This window comes from Methylobacterium sp. J-026, assembly GCF_022829585.1.
Taxonomy (GTDB): Bacteria; Pseudomonadota; Alphaproteobacteria; order Rhizobiales; family Beijerinckiaceae; genus Methylobacterium.
Genome location: NZ_JAKSYC010000267.1, coordinates 14082 through 33528, shown reverse-complemented (window position 1 = coordinate 33528; position 19447 = coordinate 14082). Strand labels below are relative to the sequence as shown.

Genomic DNA, 19447 nt, shown 5'->3' with positions numbered 1-19447 from the left:
CGGCTCTGCCCCGTTTGCGATCCGCTGTGACTGCCGGCCGGCGGGAAGACGCACGATACCGTCCCGAAGCGCCAACTCGCCTTCCCCGGAGACCGCCCCATCTGAAGGGCGCCATTCAGCCGAGGACCGCGTGATGAGTCAGCACCAAGCCATCAGCCCCGGCCGCAGCGCGGTCGTCACCGGCGGCGCCAGCGGCATCGGGCTCGCGGCAGCGAAAGCCTTCGCGCGGGCCGGCATGAACGTCTGGATCGCGGATCTGCCCGGGCCGGCCCTGGAGGCGGCCCGCGGCGCGGTGGCCGAACTCGCCGCCGTCGAGGTCCGCGCGGTGCCCACCGACGTGTCCGACCGCGGCGCCGTGGACGCCCTGGCGGCCGCCGTCGCCAAGGCCGGCCCGCCCGCCATCGTCATGCTGAATGCCGGGATCGAGGCTGGCGGCACCCTGTTCTCCGACGCCGACACCTGGGCACGGATCCTGGGCACCAATCTCGGCGGGGTGGTCAACGGCATCCACGCCTTCGCGCCCGGCATGATCGCCGGGGCTAAGCCCGGCGCGATCATCGTCTCGGGGTCCAAGCAGGGCATCACCACGCCCCCCGGCAACGCGCCCTACAACGTCTCCAAGGCGGGAGTGAAGGCGGTCACCGAGGCCCTGGCCCACGATCTGCGCAACCGGGAGGGCTGCCGCACCACCGCGCATCTGCTGATCCCGGGCTTCGTCTATACCGGCCTCGCCAAGGCCCGCGGCGTCGCCGAGAAGCCGGCCGGCGCCTGGACCCCGGAGGAGACCGTGTCGTTCATGCTGGAGCGGCTCGACGCGGGCGATTTCTACATCCTCTGCCCCGACAACGAGACCACCCGGGCGCAGGACGCCAAGCGCATCGCCTGGGCGGCGGGCGACATCGTCGAGAACCGGCCGGCTCTCTCGCGCTGGCACCCGGATCATGCCGAGGCGTTCAAGCGGTTCCTGGCGGGGTGACGGCGTCAGTGCGCGCGCAGCGAAGCAATCCTGGGCGCCGCGACCGCAGCGGCCGGTGAGGCTCGGACGGATGTCTCGGTGGTGCTCAGAGACGCGCCGGACGAGGTCTGCGATCACGCCGGTGTCGGGCATCCCGTTCGGGTAGGGCGGCGTCCGGTCGGCTGCCGCGCGAAACGATTCACGACGCGGAGCCCTGGGTTGCTGCCCTTCGCGCGCAATGACGGGACGCATGTCAATGCGCGTGACTTTGGCGCCGCTGGATTGCGCCACGCTGGGCCGCCCTCATTCTTCCGAAGGCTGACGCGGCTGAACCACCCCCCTCGTCTGGCGAAGCACTTGCACACAGGGTAGGTCAGTGCGGCGCGCTCGCCGCACCGCACCCGCGCACGATATAAGGGAGCCGCACTTGGCCACGATCATCCCCGTCGCTTCCTTCGACTGCGTCGTGTTCGGCGCGACCGGCGATCTGACCGCACGGAAGCTCCTGCCGGCCCTGTTCTACCGCTTCCGGGACGGGCAGATCCCGGAGACCAGCCGGATCATCGGCGCCTCGCGCTCGGACCTGTCGGTCGATGCCTTCCGGGAGCACGCCCGGGACGCCCTCAAGCGCTTCGTCCCGGTCACGGATCTGGCGGAGGAGGTGCTCCACCGGTTCCTCGCGCACGTGGAGTACGTCGCGGTCGACGGCGCCGGGGATAGCGGCTGGGCCGACCTCGTGACCAAGCTCGACGAGCGGCCCGACCAAGTGCGGCCCTACTACCTCGCCACCTCCCCCGACCTCTACGGCTCGATCTGCCGCAACCTCGCCGCCCACGGACTCGTGGGCGAGAAGTCCCGGGTCGTGCTGGAGAAGCCGATCGGCAAGGACCTGAAATCGGCCTGCGCGATCAACGACGCCGTCGGCGAGGTGTTTCCCGAATCGCAGATCTTCCGGATCGACCACTACCTCGGCAAGGAGACGGTCCAGAACCTGCTCTCGCTCCGCTTCGCCAACACCATCTTCGAGCGGCTCTGGACCTCGGACGTGATCGACCACGTCCAGATCACCGTGGCCGAGACCGTCGGCGTCGAGGGCCGGGCGGGCTATTACGACACGTCGGGCGCCATGCGCGACATGCTGCAGAACCACATGCTGCAGCTCCTGTGCCTCACCGCCATGGAGAGCCCGCTCAACCTCGAGGCGAACTCGGTCCGCGACGAGAAGCTGAAGGTGCTGCGCGCCCTCAAGCGGATCACCGCCCACGACGTGCAGGCGGTGACCGTCCGCGGCCAGTACGTGGCGGGCGCCGTCGACGGCAAGCCGGTCGAGGGCTACCTGTCGGAGCTCGGCCACGAGAGCCGGACCGAGACCTTCGTGGCCATGAAGCTCGAAGTGCAGTCCGGGCGCTGGGCCGGGGTGCCGTTCTACCTGCGCACCGGCAAGCGCCTGCCGCAGAAGCTGTCGGAGATCGTGGTCCAGTTCCGGGCCTCGCCGTTCTCGATCTTCCCCGAGGAGGCGTTCGGGCGCGAGCCGAACCGGCTGGTGATCCGCCTGCAGCCGCAGGAGGGCATGAAGCTCGAGGTGATGACCAAGGATCCGGGCCCCGGCGGCCTGCGCCTGCGCCCGACCGACCTCGACATCTCCTTCGAGGAGACCTTCAAGCAGCGCTACCCGGACGCCTACGAGCGCCTGCTGATGGACGTGGTCCGCGGCAACGCCACCCTGTTCATGCGCCGCGATGAGGTCGAGGCCGCCTGGGCCTGGGCGGATGGGGTGCTCAAGGCCTGGGCCGACCGCCCGGAGGCACCGCGGCCGTACCCGGCCGGGAGCTGGGGTCCCACCGCCGCCATCGCGCTGATCGAGCGCGACGGCCGGACCTGGCACGAGGAGCTGCGCTGAGACGCTGTCCACAGCTTACGGCCAAGCTGCCATGATACCGTCAAGCCGGAGATGGACCGTACCCGTGCCGCTGGTCACCGCCCCGCCAAAGGGCGGACACGGCCTCGCACGAGGGATCATCGCATGCTGGACACCCATCAGGACGCGGCCGACCTGGCCGAACGCCGGCTGGAGCGTTCGGTCGCCTCGGCCCTGCGCATCATCGCGGCCGCCCATGACGAGCGGCAGGCCCCGCCGATCTCCGCGGCCCGCCGCCGCCTGAGCGAGGTCTACGGCGCCGCACGCCTCGTGCGCCGCCTGGAGCGCCAGCGGCCCACGGCCTGAGGCCCGTCACAGGACGGCGTCCCAGGTCTCGCTGAGCGGCGTCGTCCCGCGGACGAGGCGGGCCCGCAGCACCACATCGCCGGCCGGCATCGGCGCCGGCGGACGCCACTCGACATAGATCCGCCAGCCGCCGGTCTGCGGCACGAAATTGGCCACCGGCTCATGCGTCGTGCCGGCGCTGGCCGAGACCTCCGCCGCCACCGACTCGTCCGGCCCCCCGGGCAGGCCCGGACCCTCGAAATCGATCATGCAGAGCCGTCGCTCCGGGCGCGGCGGCGTCATCGGGCGCAGGCGTTCCGCCGCGCCGAACCGGGTGGCCGTGACCCGGGCGAGGCCCGCCCCGGGGATCGCCGCCGCCGGCTCCGCCCCGACCGTGGTCAGGCCGTAGGCGAGCCGCAGCGCCGCGCCCGGCCGCGCCGCCTCGGCCGGCACGAAGGCCGCCACGATGTTGTCCATGTATTCCTCGCCGGAGGGGATCTCGTACAGCTGGACGGCGCCCGCCGCGAAGGCGCCCCCTGCGGGGTCCGGGGACACCCACAGGCTGGGCCGCGCCTCCTGCCGCGCCTCCACGTCCAGATAGGCGGCAAAGTTTCTCTCCCGCTGCAGCAGCCCGAACCCCGCGAGCGGCTTCGAGGCGAAGGCCGAGATCTGCGGTCGCGGGCGGCCGTTGACCAGCGGCCGCCAGCGGCGGTCGAGCCCCGCCGGGGCGGTGCCGGCGGCGACGCACAGCCCGTCGGAATCGTGGACCTGCGGGCGGAAATCGTCGAACGGCTTCGCGCCCCGGGCGCCGGGCCCGTTCTCGCCGTACAGGAACATGCTGGTGAGCGGCGCCAGACCGAGCTTGGCGATCGGACGCCGCGGGTGGAGCGCGGCGGTGACGTCGATCCGGGCCGGGTCCCCGGGGGCGATCACGAAGCGGTAGGCGCCGGCCACGCTCGGGCTGTCGAGGAGCGAGAGCACGGTCAGGCTGCGCGCCTCCGGCTCCGGTTCGCAGAGCCAGTGGGCGACGAAGTCGGGAAACTCCTCCCCCTCCGGCGCCCCCGTGCCGATGGCGAGGCCCCGGGCCGACAGCCCGTATTCCTGGTCGGCCGCGCGCAGGCGGAAATACGAGGCGCCCAGGAACACCAGGAACTCCTCCTGGAACCCCTTCGGACGCCAGGCGGGCGTGTTCGGGAAGGCGTAGTGCAGGCGGAAGCCCGCGAAGCCGAGATCCGGCGGAAAGCTCTGGCCGGCGAGCCGTGGGCCCGGATCGAACAGGCGGCTCTCGTAGGGGATCGGACGCGCCGGCCCGTCGAGCGGCTGCAGATTGAGGGCCACGCGCTTGCGCTGCAGGAAGCCGCGATGGAAGAACTGCGCGCTGAACAGCCGGCCGAGCGGCAGGCTCTCGGCCGGCCGGAAGGTGATGGCCCGGTAGCCGTCATAGTCCAGGGCGGCGAGCGCGGGCGGCAGATCCTCGGGCGGCGCCGCGTAGGGGGCGGCGGCACGCTGTGCGGCCAGTTCCGAGAGGGCCTCGAACGTCATCCGGCCATCCCGCGCCGCCCCCTCGGTCCGCGCCTGCGACGGAAGCGCCGACCCGGCCCACGTTCTGGACCCATTCAGATCGGCCGCGCTAGGTATCGCCGTGCCGGCAGCCGCGGTCAGGACGATCCGAAGAACGCGGCGTCGGGAGGGGGGATCGATCCGTTCGGCATCCGGCCGCCCGTTCGGCCGGTGCGGCTCCGTGTCCTCGCCCCGCCTATCGGTGTCCACGGTCATCGGTTCCCGGCCTCAGGCGGCGGGGCGGCCGGCAGCCTTCCACGGTCGAGTTCCTCGCGCCATGTCGCCTCGCGCCAGATCGCCTCAGCCCACGTCCCCACGCGCCACCTCCTCCGCCGAGCGGTCGCAGCGGAACGCGTGTCCGGGCGTACCCGATCCCTCGGATCCGGAAACCGACCGCGCGGTCTGGAGCGGCGCGCGTCCCGGCCGGGTGCTGCGCGTCCGGCGTCTCGCCCTGGCGATCCCCAGCCTCGTCACCGCGGGGGTCCTCGCCTGGCTCGCCGCGCTGGCCTATCCGGCGGGCGTCAGCCCGCTCGCCTGGGCGGTGCTGGTGCTGTTCAGCCTCGTGATGGGCTGGCAGGCTTTCGTCGCCTGCCAATACGCCTACGGCCTCGTCGCCGCCCTGCTCGGTGACCGGGCGAAGTCAGCGCTGGAACGCCGCTCGGACGAGCCGGGCGCCGCTCCCGCCGGGGCCGGCCGCACCGCCGCCGTGGTGGCGATCCACGCCGAGGACGCGGTGGCGGTCTTCGCCCGCCTGCGGGTGATGGCCCGCTCGCTGGCCCAGGCCGGGGCCGGCGACATCGACATCTTCGTCCTCTCCGACACGCGGGACGGGGCGATCGCCGCCGTGGAGGAGCACGAACACGCCCGGATCCAGGCCTGGGCCCGGACCGACCCGGCCCTGCCGCGGATCCGCTACCGGCGCCGGGACGAGAATGTCGGCCGGAAGGCCGGCAACATCGGCGCGTTCTGCCGCAGCCACGGCGGCGAATACGCCTTCATGATCGTCCTCGACGCCGACAGCCTCATGACCGGCGCCACCATGGCCCGCCTCGTGCGGCTGATGCACGAGAACCCGCGCACCGGCCTGATCCAGACCGTCTCCTATGCGGCCGGCCGCGACACCCTGTTCGCCCGCATCCAGCAATTCGCCGTGCGCCTCTATGCGCCGCTGGCCCTGCGTTGCCTGGAGACCTGGCAGGGGCCGGAGGGCAGCTACTGGGGCCACAACGCCATCCTGCGGATCCAGGCTTTCGCCGAGAACGCGCAGCTCCCCCGGCTGCCGGGCCGGGAGCCGCTCGGCGGCGAGATCCTGTGCCACGACATCGTCGAGGGCGCGCTGATGGTGCGCGCCGGATGGGAGGTGCGCCTGCTGCCCGAGATGGGCGGCACCTGGGAGGAGATGCCCACCAACCTCGTCGACCTCCTCGGCCGCGAGCGCCGCTGGTGCCAGGGCAATCTCCAGCACCTGCGGGTGCTGCCCTGGGCGGGGCTCCACGCCGCGAGCCGGTGGCACCTCCTGGTCGGCATCCTCTCCTACGGCATCCTGCCGCTGTGGATCGCCTTCATCGGCCTTTCCGCCTGGCAGGCCGCCCGGACCGGGGATCTCGGCCTCCTGGCCTACGGGCTGACCGGGCCGGGCGCCGCCGCCCACGCCCTCGCGGCCCTCAGCGTCGCCGTGCTCGGCCTGCCGAAGATCCTCAGCGTCGGGTACGTTTTAGCCTCCCCGGGGCGCCGGGCCGCCTTCGGGGGCGCCCGGGCGCTGCTGGCGAGCGCCGCCCTGGAGCAGGCCGTCTGGGTCGTCCTGTGGCCGGTCCTCACCCTGTTCACCGCCGGCGCCGTCGTGGCGACCTTCCTGGGCCGGGTGGTGCGCTGGGAGACGCAGGACCGCGACGACCGGCAGGTCTCCTGGTCGGAGGCGTTTCGGCTCCAGGCCGATGCGGTGGTGGTCGGCGCGCTCATCGCCTTCGCCCTGGTCCTGGTCGGTGACCCGTGGCTCGCGCTCTGGATGGCACCCCTCGCCCTGGCGCTCCTCACCAGCCCGGCCCAGAGCGTCTGGACGAGCCGGGCCGATCTCGGCCGCGCCGCCCGGGCCCGCGGCCTGTTCCTGAACGCCGACGACACCGCGCAGGCGCCGGAACTCGCCGAACTGACGCAGGTCCGCGGCCTGCCGACCCTTCCGGTCCCGGTTCGCCCCGAACCGTTGAAGCCCGCCATCTGGCTCGCCGCCGACGAGGCGTGAGGGCCGGCATCTGCCGGACCGGTCCAGATCCCGGGGCCGCGGACCGCCTCGGGTCACGGCCAAGCTGCCACAGTGTTGCCATCGAGTCACGGGCGGACGGAACCGGCCGCGCGGGCCGGTTTGAGGCTTGGTTTTAAGGCGCGAGCGTTTACCCCTTGGCGAGGATCGGCACGGCATCGTGCCCCGGTATTCGCCGCGTTCCCGCCATATTCCGCGCCTGCCCGAGAGGCTTTGATGCGTCGTTTTCTTCCCGCCCTGATCGGGCTTCTGGGCGCGGCCGCCTGCGCCGCCCCGGTGCTCGCCTACGAGATCGATCCGCTGACCCGCCAGCCGCTGACCGACGCGCTCGCCGTGCGCGTGCGGCCCCAGGCGGTCGCGATCCCGGTGGCCAACGCCTCCCTCAACGCGGCCGACCCGATGGATCCGGATGCGGCGGTGCCGCAGATGTCGGCGATCCCGCGGGAGACCGTGGCGTATAACGGCCCCTACGGCGCCGGCACGATCGTGGTCTCCACCGCCGAGCGGCGGCTCTACTACGTGCTGGGCGGCGGGCAGGCCCTGCGCTACGGCGTCGGCGTCGGCCGGCCGGGCTTCACCTGGGGCGGCGTGCAGACCATCACGATGAAGCGCGAATGGCCGGATTGGCGCCCGCCGTCGACCATGCTGCGCCGCCGGCCCGACCTGCCGCGCTACATGAAGGGCGGGATCGAGAACCCGCTCGGCGCCCGCGCCATGTATCTCGGCGGCTCGATCTACCGGATCCACGGCTCCAACGAGCCGGAGACCATCGGCACCGCCGTGTCCTCGGGCTGCATCCGCATGACCAACGACGACGTGATGGATCTCTACACCCACGCCAAGGTCGGCACGAAGGTCGTCGTCCAGCGCTGATGGTTTGCGACTTTTCGGATCGGGCCGGCCGCGAGGTCGGCCCGTTTGCGTTCAGGCTGCCGGCAGCGTCACCAGCGCGTCGGGGCGCTTCACCTCGATCTCGATGAACGCGATCGGGTGTTCCGAGCCGTTCATCACGTCGTGCCGGATGCCCGCGGGCCGCATGTAGGATTGCCCGGCCGCGAGCGCCGTCTCGCTGACCGCCGCGCCGTCGTGGACGCGCAGCACGCCGTCGACCAGCATCACCACGAAATACGGCCAGCCATGCTCGTGCCAGCCGGTTACGGCGCCGGGCGGAAAGTCCCAGCGGGTGATGCGGACCGTGGCGTCATCCTGCTGGACGGTGGGCGTGGCGGGGATGGTGCAGGTGAAGGCCATGGTGGCTCCAAGCAAAGCGGTCGATCGATCGGCGCGCTTCCGAAACGATGCAAGCCTTCCGCCTTTTCGATGACGTGCATGAACCCCCGCCGGCATCGCGCGCGGATCGAAGCGACCCCGGACAGCGCGGGGCCGGGCAGCGTGGCGCTGCCGGAGTGCCGCGCTCCGCTCGTAAGGACGGCGGTGTCTCTCGGTTTTCCGGTCAAATGCGGCTCCCGACGCCGTCTGGCGGCCGTCGCTCAAAACAACGGGTGAGCGAGCCGGCGCGGTGAGACGCGGTCGACCTCAATGGCACCCGCACGACCCTGAGCCGCAGCCTCCGCCCTGCTGCTTCACCGGGGCGGTACGCGCCGTCTCGCGGTCGAGGCCCCGTTCGGCGAGCTCGGACAGATAGGTGCTCCAGCGGCTGTCGTATTCGCGGCCGAGCGTGTGCAGGTAGCCCCAGCCGAAGATGCCGGTGTCGTGCATGTCGTCGAAGCCGAGCTTGACCGCATAATTGCCGATGGGCTGCACCGCCAGGATCGCCACCGCGCGCTTGCCGCCGATCACCTTGCGCTCCAGCGGCGAGTGGCCCTGGACCTCGGCCGAGGGGCTCGACACCCGCAGGTACTCGGCCGGCAGGGCGAAGCGCGACCCGTCCTCGAAGGCGACGTTGAGCACCTGCCGGTCCGCCGACAGGCGGATCTCGGTCGGCCACAGATCCTCGTTCACGGGGTACACTCCTCAAACAAGCCGGGACTGCGGCCCGGGGGCTGCTTGCCCGCGACCGTATCGGGCATCATATGCTCAATCATGCTCGATGACATCTCCAGCACGCCGCAGGGGCTCACGGCCGACGCGCCCCGCGCGCCGTCGCCCGCGCCGCTGATCGACCCGTTCCAGCGGGCGATCTCGTATCTGCGCATCTCGGTGACGGATCGCTGCGACCTGCGCTGCGCCTATTGCATGTCGGAGACCATGCAGTTCCTGCCCAAGCGCGACCTGCTGACCCTGGAGGAGCTGGACCGGCTCTGCGGCGTGTTCATCGCCCGGGGCGTGCGCAAGCTCCGGATCACCGGCGGCGAGCCCCTGGTGCGCCGCGACATCATGCATCTGTTCCGCCGCCTGTCGCGCCACCTCGATTCGGGTGCGCTGGAGGAGCTGACGCTGACCACCAACGGCACCCAGCTCACCCGGTACGCCGACGAACTGGCGAGCCTCGGCGTGCGCCGGATCAACGTCTCGCTGGACACGCTCGACGCGAAGAAATTTCACGCGATCACCCGGCGGGGCGACCTCAAGGTCGTGCTCGACGGCATCGCCGCGGCGCGGGCCGCCGGCCTGAAGGTCAAGATCAACGCGGTGGCGCTCCGCGACCTCAACGCCGACGAACTCCCCGACATGATCGCCTGGGCGCACGGCCTCGGCATGGACATGACGCTGATCGAGGTCATGCCGCTCGGCGAGATCGAGGCCGACCGGACCGACCAGTTCCTGCCCCTCTCGGTGGCGAGGCAGCGCCTGGAGAGCCGCTACACCCTGACGCCACTGCCCGATCGCACCGGCGGCCCGGCGCGCTACGTCCGCGTCGAGGAGACGGGCGGGAAGCTCGGCTTCATCACGCCGCTGACCCACAATTTCTGCGAGAGCTGCAACCGGGTGCGGCTGACCTGCACCGGCCAGCTCTACCTGTGCCTCGGCCAGGAGGATTCGGCCGATCTGCGCGCAGTGCTCCGCGCCTCCCCGGACGATTCCGTGCTGGCCGCCGCCGTGATCGAGGCGATCACCCGCAAGCCCAAGGGTCACGATTTCATCATCGAGCGCCAGCGCCCGGCCGCCGTGCCACGGCATATGAGCGTGACCGGGGGGTAAGCCGACCGGCTTGTCTCCCCGGCGCAGCCCGGTTTCTCACGGCACATCCGAGGTCTTGCCTTGCGCGCAACCTTGTTTTGCGCGCGCCGGACCCCATAACCCGGCTCCGGAAGCCAGGATGGGACCCCGATGAAGCATCTTAGAATTACCTTCGCCGCCGCCGGCCTGACGGCCCTGCTGTCGAGCACGGCCTTCGCCGCCCAGGTCGAGCGCGTCCGCGGTACCATCGACAAGGCCGAGGGCAGCACGCTCACGATCAAGACGGACGACGGCAAGTCCGAGACCGTCGACGTCGCCGGCGCGAAGTTCGCCTGGGTCGTGCCGTCGAGCCTCGACGCGATCAAGGACGGCGTCTTCATCGGCACCGCCACCAAGGGCGAGAATCCGATGACCGCCCTTGAGGTGGTGCTGTTCCCCGAGGCGATGCGCGGCACCGGCGAGGGCCATTACGGCTGGGATTCGATCACGGATCAGACCGCGGGCGCCGGATCCAAGGTGAAGAGTTCCATGACCAACGGCACCGTGAAGGCGGAGACGTCGAACGCCCCGAAGGTCAAGAGCGCGATGACCAACGGCACCGTGAAGGCCGACAAGGCGGCCTCCGGCGGCGAGCGCACCCTGACGGTGAGCTATGGCAAGGACGGCGCCAAGGAGATCGTCGTGCCGTCCTCGGCGCCGATCGTCGCCTTCGAGGCCGCCGACAAGGCGATCCTGAAGCCCGGCGCCAAGGTGTTCGCGGTCGTCGCCAAGGACGGCGCCAAGGACGGCGCCAAGGCCGAGGGCAAGCTCGTGGCGGTGGGCAAGGACGGCCTCACCCCGCCGATGTGATCCGACGGCGTGCGCCGTCGCGTTCACGGCATCGGTCGCGGCGTTCGGGGGGCATCCTCCGGGCGCCCGATCCGGCCCGCCGCAACGGGACATCCGGCGCGCCTCCGTCCGAGACAGGCCCGGATTACCCTGTGGCCTGGGGCGCTCGCCACCGAAGCGGACACCGGTTCGGCATCAGCCAGCGCGTCTGAAACGTTGAGAGCCGTTCCCGCTTGTGACGCGATCGGGAGGGGTTCCGGCCAGGCCATATGTGGTCGGTCGACGTCGGACCCTGAAGATCCGGAGTTCGGCACAGCCGACGCCGGCGCCGAGCGAAAATCTCTATCTGTCGTTAGCAATTGATATATGACACGCTGAAGATACTGCATCTCGACTTTTTATCTCTGATTATTCTCTGACTTGCCGATCTGGCAGGCAAGTTTGCAAGCAGACCTGGCACTGATTGCGTCGGAAACGACGTTGATATAGTGCGAAAAGTGTCGGATGATCGCGGATCGATCTCTACGGATCCGAGAGACGGCGCAATGAAGGTCCTGACCGACGCGAAGATACTCGTTAAGTTTGGGATTCCCTTCGCGATCGTTGCTTTGGTGGCCGGCGGACTGATCGTCTATGCGCGCGCGAATCTGGTCTCGCTGACAGCGCAGACGCGCCGAATCGTCGATGTGCAGGCCAAGCGTCTCGAACTCATCCTGGGCGTCCAGATCGCCGTCGGCGAAGTCTCCCTGCAGGGGCGCAACCTCGCCCTCGAGACCCGGGAATCCCAGATGTCCGGCTACGAGACGCGCATCAAGCAGGCGAAGGCGACCGCCTTCCAGCAGATCGCCGAACTGGCGGCGCTCGCCGAGGCGCCCGAGCAGCGCGCGGCTCACGATACGATGCGCGACACGCTGACGGCGCTCGGGGCGGTCGTCGACCGGGTGATCGTCAGCGCGAACCAGGGCGATCCCGAGGCCGCGCGGGACATCCTGCTGGGCGAGGGCAATCCGCTTCGCGCCAAGCTCGCCGACATGGTCGACGCGCAGGTCGAACGCCTGCGCACCGAACTCGGTCAGGCGCGGGACGCCTCGGAGCGATCGGCCCACCGGACCGTCCTCGCGCTGGTGATCGCCGCCATGGCCGGCCTCGCCGCCGCCCTCGGGATCGGCGTCGCCGTCGTGATGTACGGGGTCACACGTCCCCTGGCGGCCCTGGTCCGGACCCTGGATCGCATGGCCCTCGGCGAGATCGATGCCGAGATCAGGCAGGCTGCCCGCGGCGATGAGATCGGCGCCGTCGGGCGCGCCGTCGAGGCCATCAAGCGGATGGTCGCCCAGAGGGCGACCGAGCAGGCCGAGGCCGTGCGCAGGGCCGACGAGGCGGCCGCGGTCGAGCGCAGGCGCGCCATGTTCGCCCTGGCGGAGCGGTTCGAGCACGCGATGGGCGGGATCGTCGATACGGTGTCGTCCTCCGCGACCGATCTGCGCGTGGCCGCCGAGAGCATGACCGATACCGCCCATGAGGCGGCCGAGCAGGCGGCCACGGTGGCGTCCTCGGCGGAGGAGGCCGGCAGCAACGTCCAGACCGTCGCGGCCGCCGCCGAGGAACTCGGAAGCTCCATCGGGGAGATCGGGCGGCAAATCTCGGGCTCGGCCGATCTCGCGCGGACCGCCTCGGGCGAGGCGAGCCGGACGACCCAGTTCGTCGCGGTCCTGAGCCGGACCTCGACGAAGATCGGCGAAATGGTCGGGATGATCGCCAGCCTCGCCAGCCAGACCAATCTCCTGGCGCTGAATGCCACCATCGAGGCGGCGCGGGCCGGGGAGGCGGGGCGCGGCTTCGCGGTGGTCGCCGCAGAGGTCAAGGAACTGGCCGGCCAGACCGCCAAGGTGACGGACGCGATCACCGGACAGATCGGCGAGATCCAGTCGGCCACCGGGCAGACGGTCACGGCGATCGACGGGATCGCCACGCGGATCGAGGAGATCAACGGCGTGACCGCGAGCCTCGCGGTCGTGGTCCAGCAGCAGGGCGCCGCCACGCAGGCGATCGTGCACAACGTCGCCCAGGCCGCCGCCGGAACCGACGCGGTGACGCGCACCATCGCCGGGGTCGCGGCGGCGTCCGAGCGGACCGGCGTGGCTGCCACGCGGGTCCTGAGCGCGGCGTCGGCCCTCTCGGATCAGTCCGCGCGCCTGCAGGCCGAGGTGGTCCGGTTCCTCGACGGCGTACGCGCCGCCTGAGCCGCGCGCGGCGCCCGGAGGGCCGCGCTCACGCCCTGAGCGCGACCGTGTAGGCCGCCTCGGTCTTCCCGCGGATCTCGTCCTCGGTGACGCCGTCGGCGAGTTCGATGAGGCGCATGCCGCCGTCGCCCTTCTTGTCGATCTCGAACACGCCGAGATCGGTGATCACGAGGTCGACCACCTGCGTCCCGGTGAGCGGCAGGTCGCAGGCCTTGAGCAACTTGGGGCTCTCGGTGCCGTCCTTGTTCCTGGCGACGTGCTCCATCACCACGATGACGCGCTTCACGCCCGCCACGAGGTCCATGGCGCCACCCATCCCCTTCACCATCTTGCCGGGGATCATCCAGTTGGCGAGATCGCCGTTGCCGGCCACCTGCATGGCGCCGAGGATCGACAGGTTGATGTGCCCGCCGCGGATCATCCCGAAGGAATCGGCCGACGAGAAGTAGCTCGTGGTCGGCAGCGCGGTGATCGTCTGCTTGCCGGCATTGATCAGGTCCGGGTCCTCCTCGCCCTCGTAGGGGAAGGGGCCCATGCCGAGCATGCCGTTCTCGGATTGCAGCTGCACCGACATGCCGTCGGGGATGTAGTTCGACACCAGCGTCGGGATGCCGATGCCGAGGTTCACGTAGAAGCCGTCTTCCAGCTCCTTGGCGGCGCGCGCCGCCATCTGCTCACGGGTCCAGGCCATGGTCTAAAGCTCCTTTCCCGTCCGATCAGTGCGTGCCGCCGCCGGCCGCCGCGGCCGGGGTGCTGTCGCCGCGCTTGCGGGTCGTGCGCTGCTCGATGCGCTTGTCGCGCGTGCCCACGTCGATGATGCGCTTCACGAAGATTCCGGGGGTGTGGATCGTGTCCGGGTCGATCGCACCCGGCTTCACGAGGTGCTCAACCTGCGCCACCGTCATCCGGGCCGCGGTGGCCATCATCGGGTTGAAGTTCCGCGCGGTCATCCGGTAGCGAAGGTTGCCCTCCGTGTCGCCGGTATGCGCGTGGACCAGAGCTATGTCGGCGAACAGGCCGCGCTCCATGACGTAGGTCTCGCCATCGAAGTCCCGCACCTCCTTGCCCTCGGCGACCTTGGTGCCGACGCCGGTCTTGGTGAAGAAGGCCGGGATGCCGGCGCCGCCCGCGCGGATCCGCTCAGCCAGGGTCCCCTGCGGATTGAACTCGATCTCCAGCTCGCCGCCGAGATACTGGCGGGCGAATTCCTTGTTCTCGCCGACATAGGACGAGATCATCTTCCGCACCTGGCGGGTGTCGAGGAGCTTGCCGAGACCGACGCCGTCGATGCCGGCATTGTTGGAGACGACGGTGAGGCCCTTGACGCCGGAGAGGCGTACCGCCTCGATCAGCTCGTCCGGGATGCCGCAGAGGCCGAAGCCGCCGCACATCACCATCATGTCGTCGCGCAGGAGGCCGGCGAGCGCCGCGGCGGCATCCGTGTAGACCTTCTTCATCGAATCGTCCTTCTTCCGCTGGATCCGACCGGCTGAACCCTCGCCGCATCCTCGAAGCGCGCGTTTCCTCACGCCTGCTCTTCCCGATTCCGGGCGCGAAATCCAGTGCCGGGCCGCGCCGGCCGGTTCGGTCCCGGGCGATCCGTCATCGGTTCTCCCCCGGCCGGCGCGGCTCCCCGCGCGAGTCCAGCAGACAAATCCCGGCGCGGGCGCTAAAAGGCCAGCGCGACGTGCAGACCCTGTCGGGCCGCGACGGCTTGAGGGGGCCGCTCGCGGCACCCGGCTAGGGCCGCAGCCGCGGTCCCGTCCGGAGCATGATGTCGCTGCGTTCTCCGTTCCTCCTCCTCGTCCCGCTGGGGCTGATCGCCGTCGGGCTCGGCCGGCACGACTGGCCGGTCGATGGCGGCCGGGCGAGCGCCTTCGCGGATCACGCCCTCGACGCGTACGGACTCGCCCTGACCGTCCAGGGACCGGCGAGCCTGACGCTGCTGCCCTTGCCCCGCCTCACCCTCGGGCGCGTGCGCGTCGCGTCGGATACGGGCGGCCCGGCCCTGGTGGACGAAGCCCGCCTCGGCATCGACATCGATCCGGTCGGTCTCCTGGCCGGGCGCGCGGAGGTCGGCGGCCTGCATCTCGAAGGCGGCCGCCTCTCGGCGAGCGCCACCGGCTGGAACGGACCCCTGGCGCGGCTCGCCGAGCGGGTCCGGTCCGGCGCGTCGGTCCATCCGAGCCGGATCACGGTGAGCGGGGCGCGCATCGCCGGGGACGACGCGGCCCAAGACATCGATCTCGACGTGGCGTGGCCCTTCTGGAGCGCGTCGGCGGAAGCGAGCGCGCGCCTGACATGGCGGGGCGTCCCGACGCGGATCACGGTCACCCACCTGCGTCCGGCCGACATCGCCATCGGACGGCGCAGCCCGATCACCGCCGAGGCGACGTGGCCGGGCGGCAGCGTCGCGGTCGACGGCACGGTGGAGACGGCCGGACCGGGAGCGGCATGGCCCGTCCTGGCCGGGCAGATGCGCGGTGAGACCAGTTCCCTGCCGGAAAGCCTGGCCTGGATCGGGTGGAACGTGCCGCTCTCGCCGCTCACGGGCGCGTTCTCGATCGCCGGCGCCTTCGAGACCGCGGACCGGTCCATATCCTGTCCGCGGCTGCGCATCGGGCTCGGCCAGAACGTTCTCGAGGGCGCGGGCGCCGTCGCCCTCGGCTCCGGCGCCGCACCGCGCCTCTCGGTGCAGGCGACCCTCGCGGCAGAGACCCTCGACGTGGCTCCCCTCGTCGAGGATGCGGCGCGGCTGTTCGGCCGCGACCCCCAGCCCCTGGCCCTGGCACCGTTCACCCGGGGCGACCTCGACCTGCGCCTGTCGGCCGCGGCGGGGCGTGTCGGCCCCGTCCAGGTTCAGGACCTCGCAGCGAGCGTCCTGGTACGGGAGGCGGCGCTGGAGATCGCGGTGAACCGGGCGCGGGTGCAGGACGGCACCGTCAAGGGCCGCGTGATCCTCGCCAGCGGGGCCGATCCGGCCGAGACCGGGATGCGCCTGCAGGCGAGCCTGGACGGGATCGAGCTCGGCACCGTGCTGGGCGAGATCGGCGCATCGCGCTGGCTGGCCGGACCGGCAAACGGGCAGTTCACCCTGGAGGCGAGCGCCCGGGATTCCGTCGGTCTGCTGGCGCATCTCGGCGGCCGCGCGGCGCTCAGCATCGCCGGCGGGACGATCACCGGGCTCGATCTCGTTGATGTCGTCCACCGCAATGGCGTCGTGGCGCTCGGAGCCCTGGCGCGTCGCAACGGCCGGACGGCGATCGAGCGTGCCGCGATCGCCCTGCGCTTCGTCGACGGGATCGGCGAGATCACCGAGGCGGGGTTGCTCGGCCCGAGCGTCGGGGCGACCGTGCGCGGACTGGTCTCCGTCCCAGAGCGACGTCTCGATCTCCGCGGCGACCTCGTCTTGCGGGGCCCGGCCGACCCGTCCCGCGGCCTCCTGTTCGAGGTCTCGGGTCCCTGGAATGCCCCCACCGCTCAGACCGCCGCGCGGGGCGAGGGCGCCGATCCGGCGCCCCGGGTCGGGGAGGCGATGCCGCCGGACGTCAACGGGCGGCCCGGCGCGGAGGGGCTTCCGGTGAATGCCCGCGCCTACGTGCCCTGAACCGCCGTATCCCGCTGCGCCGCCGCGATGGCGCCCCGGCCGGCCAAGCTCTATGAGTGGGCGCCGGAACCCGTCCATGAGTGCCATGCGCCGTCTGCTCGTCGAGGAACCCGTCACCCGCGCGGGGCCGCTGGCCCGGCAGCTCGCGGTGTTCTCCATCGTCGCCACGGGGATCGCCATGATCCTGGTCCGGGATCCCCGCGCCGACACCGACGCCGCCCTCGTCGCCCTGGTCGCTGGGCTCGGTATCGCGCTCGCAGCGGCGGCGGCGGCGGTCTTCGCCTTCGTGCGGGTCTGGCGCGAGGGCGCGCGCGGTCTCGGGGCCGCCCTGGGCGGATTGATCCTGGCGCTGCTGGTGCTCGGCTACCCCGCCTATCTCGGCCTGCGCGGATTGCGGCTGTCCGCCCTGTCGGACATCACCACCGATATCGACAATCCGCCCGCTTTCTCGCGCTCCCGCGCGGCTTTCGCGGCCCGCGGCGGCCGCTATCCGCCCGATCCGGGTACGGCGCTCCGCGAGCGCCAGCGCGGCGCCTATCCGCAGATCGCCCCGCTGACCCTCGATATCGGCGCCGACGAGGCCTTCGAACTGGCTCGCCAGGCCGCGCTCAAGCGCCACTGGCAGATCGTCGAGGCGATCCGCCCGGGCGGGCGCACCGGCAACGGCCGGATCGAGGCCGTGGCGCGCGGTCTCGTCCTCAATTTGCCCAACGACGTGACCGTCCGCATCCGCCCCCGCGCCGACGGAACACGGATCGACGTGCGGTCCGCCTCCCGGCTCGGGGGGCGCGATTTCGGCAGCAACGCCGACCGGATCCGCACCTATCTGGACGACGTCGCCAATCTCGCCCTGGCGGTGAAATGATCCGCCCCGACCCGGTTCAGACCGGCGCGTAGGTGCCGTCCAGTCGCGGCGTGCCGTCCACGGCCACGAGGCCGCGCCCGACCAGATCCTCCAGATGGGCGAAGACCGAGAGCGAAGCCGCGCCCCTCAGGCGCGGATCGAGCCCCTGGTAGATCGCCGCCACGATCTGCGCGATGCCGGTATCGCCGGCGCCGAGGCGCGCGCGGATCGCCGCCTCGCGCTGGCGGCGGTGGCAGGCCAGCCCGCGCAGGAACCGCGCCGGCTCGCGGACCGGGCCGCCGTGACCCGGCCAGTATATCGTCTCATCGCGACTGCGCAGCTTGTCGAGGGAGGCCATATAGGCCCGCATCTCGCCGTCCGGGGGCGCCACGATCGTGGTCGACCACGCCATGACGTGATCGCCCGAGAACAGGGCCTGCGCCTCCGGCAGGGTGAACGCCAGGTGGTTCATCGTGTGGCCGGGGGTCTCCACGGCAACCAGCGTCCAGCCGGGGCCGGAGACGAGGTCGCCCTCCGTCATCACGCGGTCGGGGGCGTGAGCGCGGTCGGCGCTGGCGTCGAGGAGCGGCACCTCCCCCTCGGCGAGCGCCCGGGCGGCCCGATGCGGCCCGCACCCGACGATCGGCGCGCCGGTGCGGGCCGCCAGGAGTCGCGCCCCCGGCGAGTGATCCCGGTGCGTGTGGGTGACGACGATCGCCTCGATGTGCTCGCCGGCGAGACCATGAAGCAGCGCGTCGATATGGGCTGGATCGTCCGGACCGGGATCGAGAACCGCGACGCGGCCCTGGCCGACCACGTAGGTGCAAGTCCCGCTCGCCGTAAACGGGCCGCCGTTCGGCGCGATCCGCCTCCGGATCAGCGGTGCGACCGCCTCCAGCCGTCCGGCGGCAGGCATCGATCGGTCGAGGGTCAGGTTGCTCTCGTCCGCGTCCGCCATCGCTGCCCCGCACAGGTGGTCAGCGGGGTTCTAGCGCATCGCCACAGGGATCGGAACCGTGACGATACCGAAGGGCTGGATCCGCGTCGCCTCTTCGACGCGTGCTGCCGACAGTCGCCCCGGGGGCGCTCCCGAGAGCGGGCTGACGCAAACCGGCCTGTTTTCCCGGCTGGGACAGACCGGATTGATCGCGGGGCCGGACGCGCACGGCCCCAGGTGTTCTTACTTAAGAAACCTAATCCGTCATGGCGTGGGGACCGGGACGGAAGGCGGGGTCGATCAGCCGATGCGGCCGGGCCGACGGTCTCGCACACGGACCGGCACGGGAACTGGTTCGGCGGCCAATCCGAGAGTGGCGGCGCGCAGCGCCTCGGCGACCGTGGAGGCCGCTTCGGCGAGGCGGCCCTGCAGCGCGGACAGCGTCGCACGAGCGGTGTTCTTGGCAGATTGCAGCATCACGGATCCCGAATCGAACCTGCAGACCTATCTTCGAACGCTACCCGCTCCGTCCCGTTCCGTCACATGTCGCCGCGCCCCGATCCCGGCGCCGAACGACCCACCGGACTTTGTCAAGGCGGCGGAACCAGAGCAGAACCTTGGCGTTTTTGTGTTCAGAACGATGCGGCCCGGCCGCGTCGATACTTCCGAAGGATACGAACCATGCTGGGTTGGGCCGTAACTTTTCTCGTCGTCGCTCTCGTGGCCGCTCTGCTCGGCTTCGGTGGCATTGCCGGAACCGCCATGGAGGCCGCTAAGCTGGTCTTCTTCGTGGCGATTGTCCTGTTCGCGATCTCGGCCGTCGTTGGTCTGATGCGCGGCCGGTCTCCGACCCTTTAGGGGTATCGATAGACGTCAGCCCTTGTCCGGGGCTGGCATCTCGACCTCGGAAGAGCCGTCGCCCCGTGCGGCGG

At 71.2% G+C, this 19447-nt stretch carries 18 protein-coding genes; 11 read left to right on the top strand and 7 right to left on the bottom strand.

Translation table 11 applies throughout. The features are described from left to right. Nucleotides 1-133 precede the first annotated feature (133 nt). The 3 genes from MKK69_RS22505 (at nucleotide 134) to MKK69_RS22495 (ending at nucleotide 3179) form a co-directional block, all read left to right on the top strand. On the top strand, nucleotides 134-976 hold the full coding sequence (locus MKK69_RS22505) for an SDR family NAD(P)-dependent oxidoreductase (RefSeq protein ID WP_243971612.1): 843 nt from the start codon (nucleotides 134-136) through the stop codon (nucleotides 974-976). A 406-nt stretch (nucleotides 977-1382) separates the two neighbouring features. Then, the gene (gene zwf / locus MKK69_RS22500) at nucleotides 1383-2855 is read left to right on the top strand and encodes a glucose-6-phosphate dehydrogenase (RefSeq protein WP_243971610.1); all 1473 of its coding nucleotides are present in this window, start codon (nucleotides 1383-1385) and stop codon (nucleotides 2853-2855) included. Nucleotides 2856-2978: 123 nt separating this feature from the next. Continuing rightward, on the top strand, nucleotides 2979-3179 hold the full coding sequence (locus tag MKK69_RS22495; RefSeq protein WP_243971608.1) for a hypothetical protein: 201 nt from the start codon (nucleotides 2979-2981) through the stop codon (nucleotides 3177-3179). A gap of 6 nt (nucleotides 3180-3185) precedes the next feature. Here the strand turns inward: MKK69_RS22495 and MKK69_RS22490 are convergent, their stop codons facing one another. Beyond that, complete coding sequence (locus MKK69_RS22490; protein WP_243971606.1) at nucleotides 3186-4700, bottom strand: glucan biosynthesis protein; 1515 nt, start codon at nucleotides 4698-4700, stop codon at nucleotides 3186-3188. A gap of 295 nt (nucleotides 4701-4995) precedes the next feature. Here MKK69_RS22490 and mdoH point away from each other — a divergent pair, with 295 nt between their 5' ends. Continuing rightward, nucleotides 4996-6957, top strand: a complete 1962-nt coding sequence (mdoH, locus tag MKK69_RS22485; protein WP_243971604.1) for a glucans biosynthesis glucosyltransferase MdoH — start codon at nucleotides 4996-4998, stop codon at nucleotides 6955-6957. A gap of 234 nt (nucleotides 6958-7191) precedes the next feature. Then, on the top strand, nucleotides 7192-7848 hold the full coding sequence (locus MKK69_RS22480; RefSeq protein WP_243971602.1) for a L,D-transpeptidase: 657 nt from the start codon (nucleotides 7192-7194) through the stop codon (nucleotides 7846-7848). 51 nt (nucleotides 7849-7899) lie between these two features. Here the strand turns inward: MKK69_RS22480 and MKK69_RS22475 are convergent, their stop codons facing one another. Together MKK69_RS22475 and MKK69_RS22470 are read right to left on the bottom strand one after the other, a co-directional pair. Further along, entirely contained in the window at nucleotides 7900-8226 is a 327-nt protein-coding gene (locus MKK69_RS22475; RefSeq protein ID WP_243971601.1) for a cupin domain-containing protein, read from the bottom strand. Nucleotides 8227-8511: 285 nt separating this feature from the next. Continuing rightward, nucleotides 8512-8937, bottom strand: coding sequence for a gamma-butyrobetaine hydroxylase-like domain-containing protein (locus MKK69_RS22470; RefSeq protein WP_243971600.1), 426 nt, complete (start codon nucleotides 8935-8937; stop codon nucleotides 8512-8514). A gap of 81 nt (nucleotides 8938-9018) precedes the next feature. On the opposite strand from MKK69_RS22470, the gene moaA reads away from it, so the two are divergent. The 3 genes from moaA to MKK69_RS22455 all read left to right on the top strand — a co-directional run bounded on the left by moaA (nucleotide 9019) and on the right by MKK69_RS22455 (nucleotide 13127). Then, nucleotides 9019-10077 (top strand): GTP 3',8-cyclase MoaA, encoded by a 1059-nt coding sequence (gene moaA / locus MKK69_RS22465; protein ID WP_243971598.1) that lies wholly within the window; start codon nucleotides 9019-9021, stop codon nucleotides 10075-10077. Between the two features lie 129 nt (nucleotides 10078-10206). Beyond that, entirely contained in the window at nucleotides 10207-10905 is a 699-nt protein-coding gene (locus tag MKK69_RS22460) for a metal ABC transporter permease (protein WP_243971596.1), read from the top strand. Between the two features lie 524 nt (nucleotides 10906-11429). Beyond that, on the top strand, nucleotides 11430-13127 hold the full coding sequence (locus MKK69_RS22455; RefSeq protein ID WP_243971594.1) for a methyl-accepting chemotaxis protein: 1698 nt from the start codon (nucleotides 11430-11432) through the stop codon (nucleotides 13125-13127). A gap of 28 nt (nucleotides 13128-13155) precedes the next feature. Here MKK69_RS22455 and MKK69_RS22450 read toward each other — a convergent pair whose 3' ends face one another. Next, nucleotides 13156-13818, bottom strand: coding sequence for a CoA transferase subunit B (locus MKK69_RS22450; protein ID WP_243971592.1), 663 nt, complete (start codon nucleotides 13816-13818; stop codon nucleotides 13156-13158). 25 nt (nucleotides 13819-13843) lie between these two features. After that, complete coding sequence (locus MKK69_RS22445; protein WP_243971590.1) at nucleotides 13844-14584, bottom strand: CoA transferase subunit A; 741 nt, start codon at nucleotides 14582-14584, stop codon at nucleotides 13844-13846. Between the two features lie 317 nt (nucleotides 14585-14901). Between MKK69_RS22445 and MKK69_RS22440 the strand changes: the two genes are divergently transcribed. Together MKK69_RS22440 and MKK69_RS22435 are read left to right on the top strand one after the other, a co-directional pair. Then, on the top strand, nucleotides 14902-16734 hold the full coding sequence (locus MKK69_RS22440; protein ID WP_243971588.1) for an AsmA family protein: 1833 nt from the start codon (nucleotides 14902-14904) through the stop codon (nucleotides 16732-16734). A gap of 85 nt (nucleotides 16735-16819) precedes the next feature. Further along, nucleotides 16820-17599, top strand: a complete 780-nt coding sequence (locus MKK69_RS22435; protein WP_243971696.1) for a DUF1499 domain-containing protein — start codon at nucleotides 16820-16822, stop codon at nucleotides 17597-17599. 16 nt (nucleotides 17600-17615) lie between these two features. Here the strand turns inward: MKK69_RS22435 and MKK69_RS22430 are convergent, their stop codons facing one another. Beyond that, on the bottom strand, nucleotides 17616-18536 hold the full coding sequence (locus MKK69_RS22430) for an MBL fold metallo-hydrolase (protein WP_243971585.1): 921 nt from the start codon (nucleotides 18534-18536) through the stop codon (nucleotides 17616-17618). Between the two features lie 279 nt (nucleotides 18537-18815). Continuing rightward, nucleotides 18816-18992 (bottom strand): hypothetical protein, encoded by a 177-nt coding sequence (locus MKK69_RS22425; protein ID WP_243971583.1) that lies wholly within the window; start codon nucleotides 18990-18992, stop codon nucleotides 18816-18818. A gap of 204 nt (nucleotides 18993-19196) precedes the next feature. On the opposite strand from MKK69_RS22425, the gene MKK69_RS22420 reads away from it, so the two are divergent. Further along, nucleotides 19197-19373 (top strand): DUF1328 domain-containing protein, encoded by a 177-nt coding sequence (locus MKK69_RS22420; protein WP_007568853.1) that lies wholly within the window; start codon nucleotides 19197-19199, stop codon nucleotides 19371-19373. Nucleotides 19374-19447: the final 74 nt, after the last annotated feature.

Coding starts and splice junctions, on each gene's coding strand:
- MKK69_RS22450 (WP_243971592.1), bottom strand. CDS start 13,818: ATGGCCTGGACCCGTGAGCAGATGGCGGCGCGCGCCGCCAAGGAGCTG.
- MKK69_RS22445 (WP_243971590.1), bottom strand. CDS start 14,584: ATGAAGAAGGTCTACACGGATGCCGCCGCGGCGCTCGCCGGCCTCCTG.
- MKK69_RS22495 (WP_243971608.1), top strand. CDS start 2,979: ATGCTGGACACCCATCAGGACGCGGCCGACCTGGCCGAACGCCGGCTG.
- MKK69_RS22440 (WP_243971588.1), top strand. CDS start 14,902: ATGTCGCTGCGTTCTCCGTTCCTCCTCCTCGTCCCGCTGGGGCTGATC.
- MKK69_RS22460 (WP_243971596.1), top strand. CDS start 10,207: ATGAAGCATCTTAGAATTACCTTCGCCGCCGCCGGCCTGACGGCCCTG.
- moaA (WP_243971598.1), top strand. CDS start 9,019: ATGCTCGATGACATCTCCAGCACGCCGCAGGGGCTCACGGCCGACGCG.
- MKK69_RS22480 (WP_243971602.1), top strand. CDS start 7,192: ATGCGTCGTTTTCTTCCCGCCCTGATCGGGCTTCTGGGCGCGGCCGCC.
- MKK69_RS22490 (WP_243971606.1), bottom strand. CDS start 4,700: ATGACGTTCGAGGCCCTCTCGGAACTGGCCGCACAGCGTGCCGCCGCC.
- mdoH (WP_243971604.1), top strand. CDS start 4,996: ATGTCGCCTCGCGCCAGATCGCCTCAGCCCACGTCCCCACGCGCCACC.
- MKK69_RS22435 (WP_243971696.1), top strand. CDS start 16,820: ATGCGCCGTCTGCTCGTCGAGGAACCCGTCACCCGCGCGGGGCCGCTG.
- MKK69_RS22430 (WP_243971585.1), bottom strand. CDS start 18,536: ATGGCGGACGCGGACGAGAGCAACCTGACCCTCGACCGATCGATGCCT.
- MKK69_RS22420 (WP_007568853.1), top strand. CDS start 19,197: ATGCTGGGTTGGGCCGTAACTTTTCTCGTCGTCGCTCTCGTGGCCGCT.
- MKK69_RS22425 (WP_243971583.1), bottom strand. CDS start 18,992: ATGCTGCAATCTGCCAAGAACACCGCTCGTGCGACGCTGTCCGCGCTG.
- MKK69_RS22505 (WP_243971612.1), top strand. CDS start 134: ATGAGTCAGCACCAAGCCATCAGCCCCGGCCGCAGCGCGGTCGTCACC.
- MKK69_RS22455 (WP_243971594.1), top strand. CDS start 11,430: ATGAAGGTCCTGACCGACGCGAAGATACTCGTTAAGTTTGGGATTCCC.
- MKK69_RS22475 (WP_243971601.1), bottom strand. CDS start 8,226: ATGGCCTTCACCTGCACCATCCCCGCCACGCCCACCGTCCAGCAGGAT.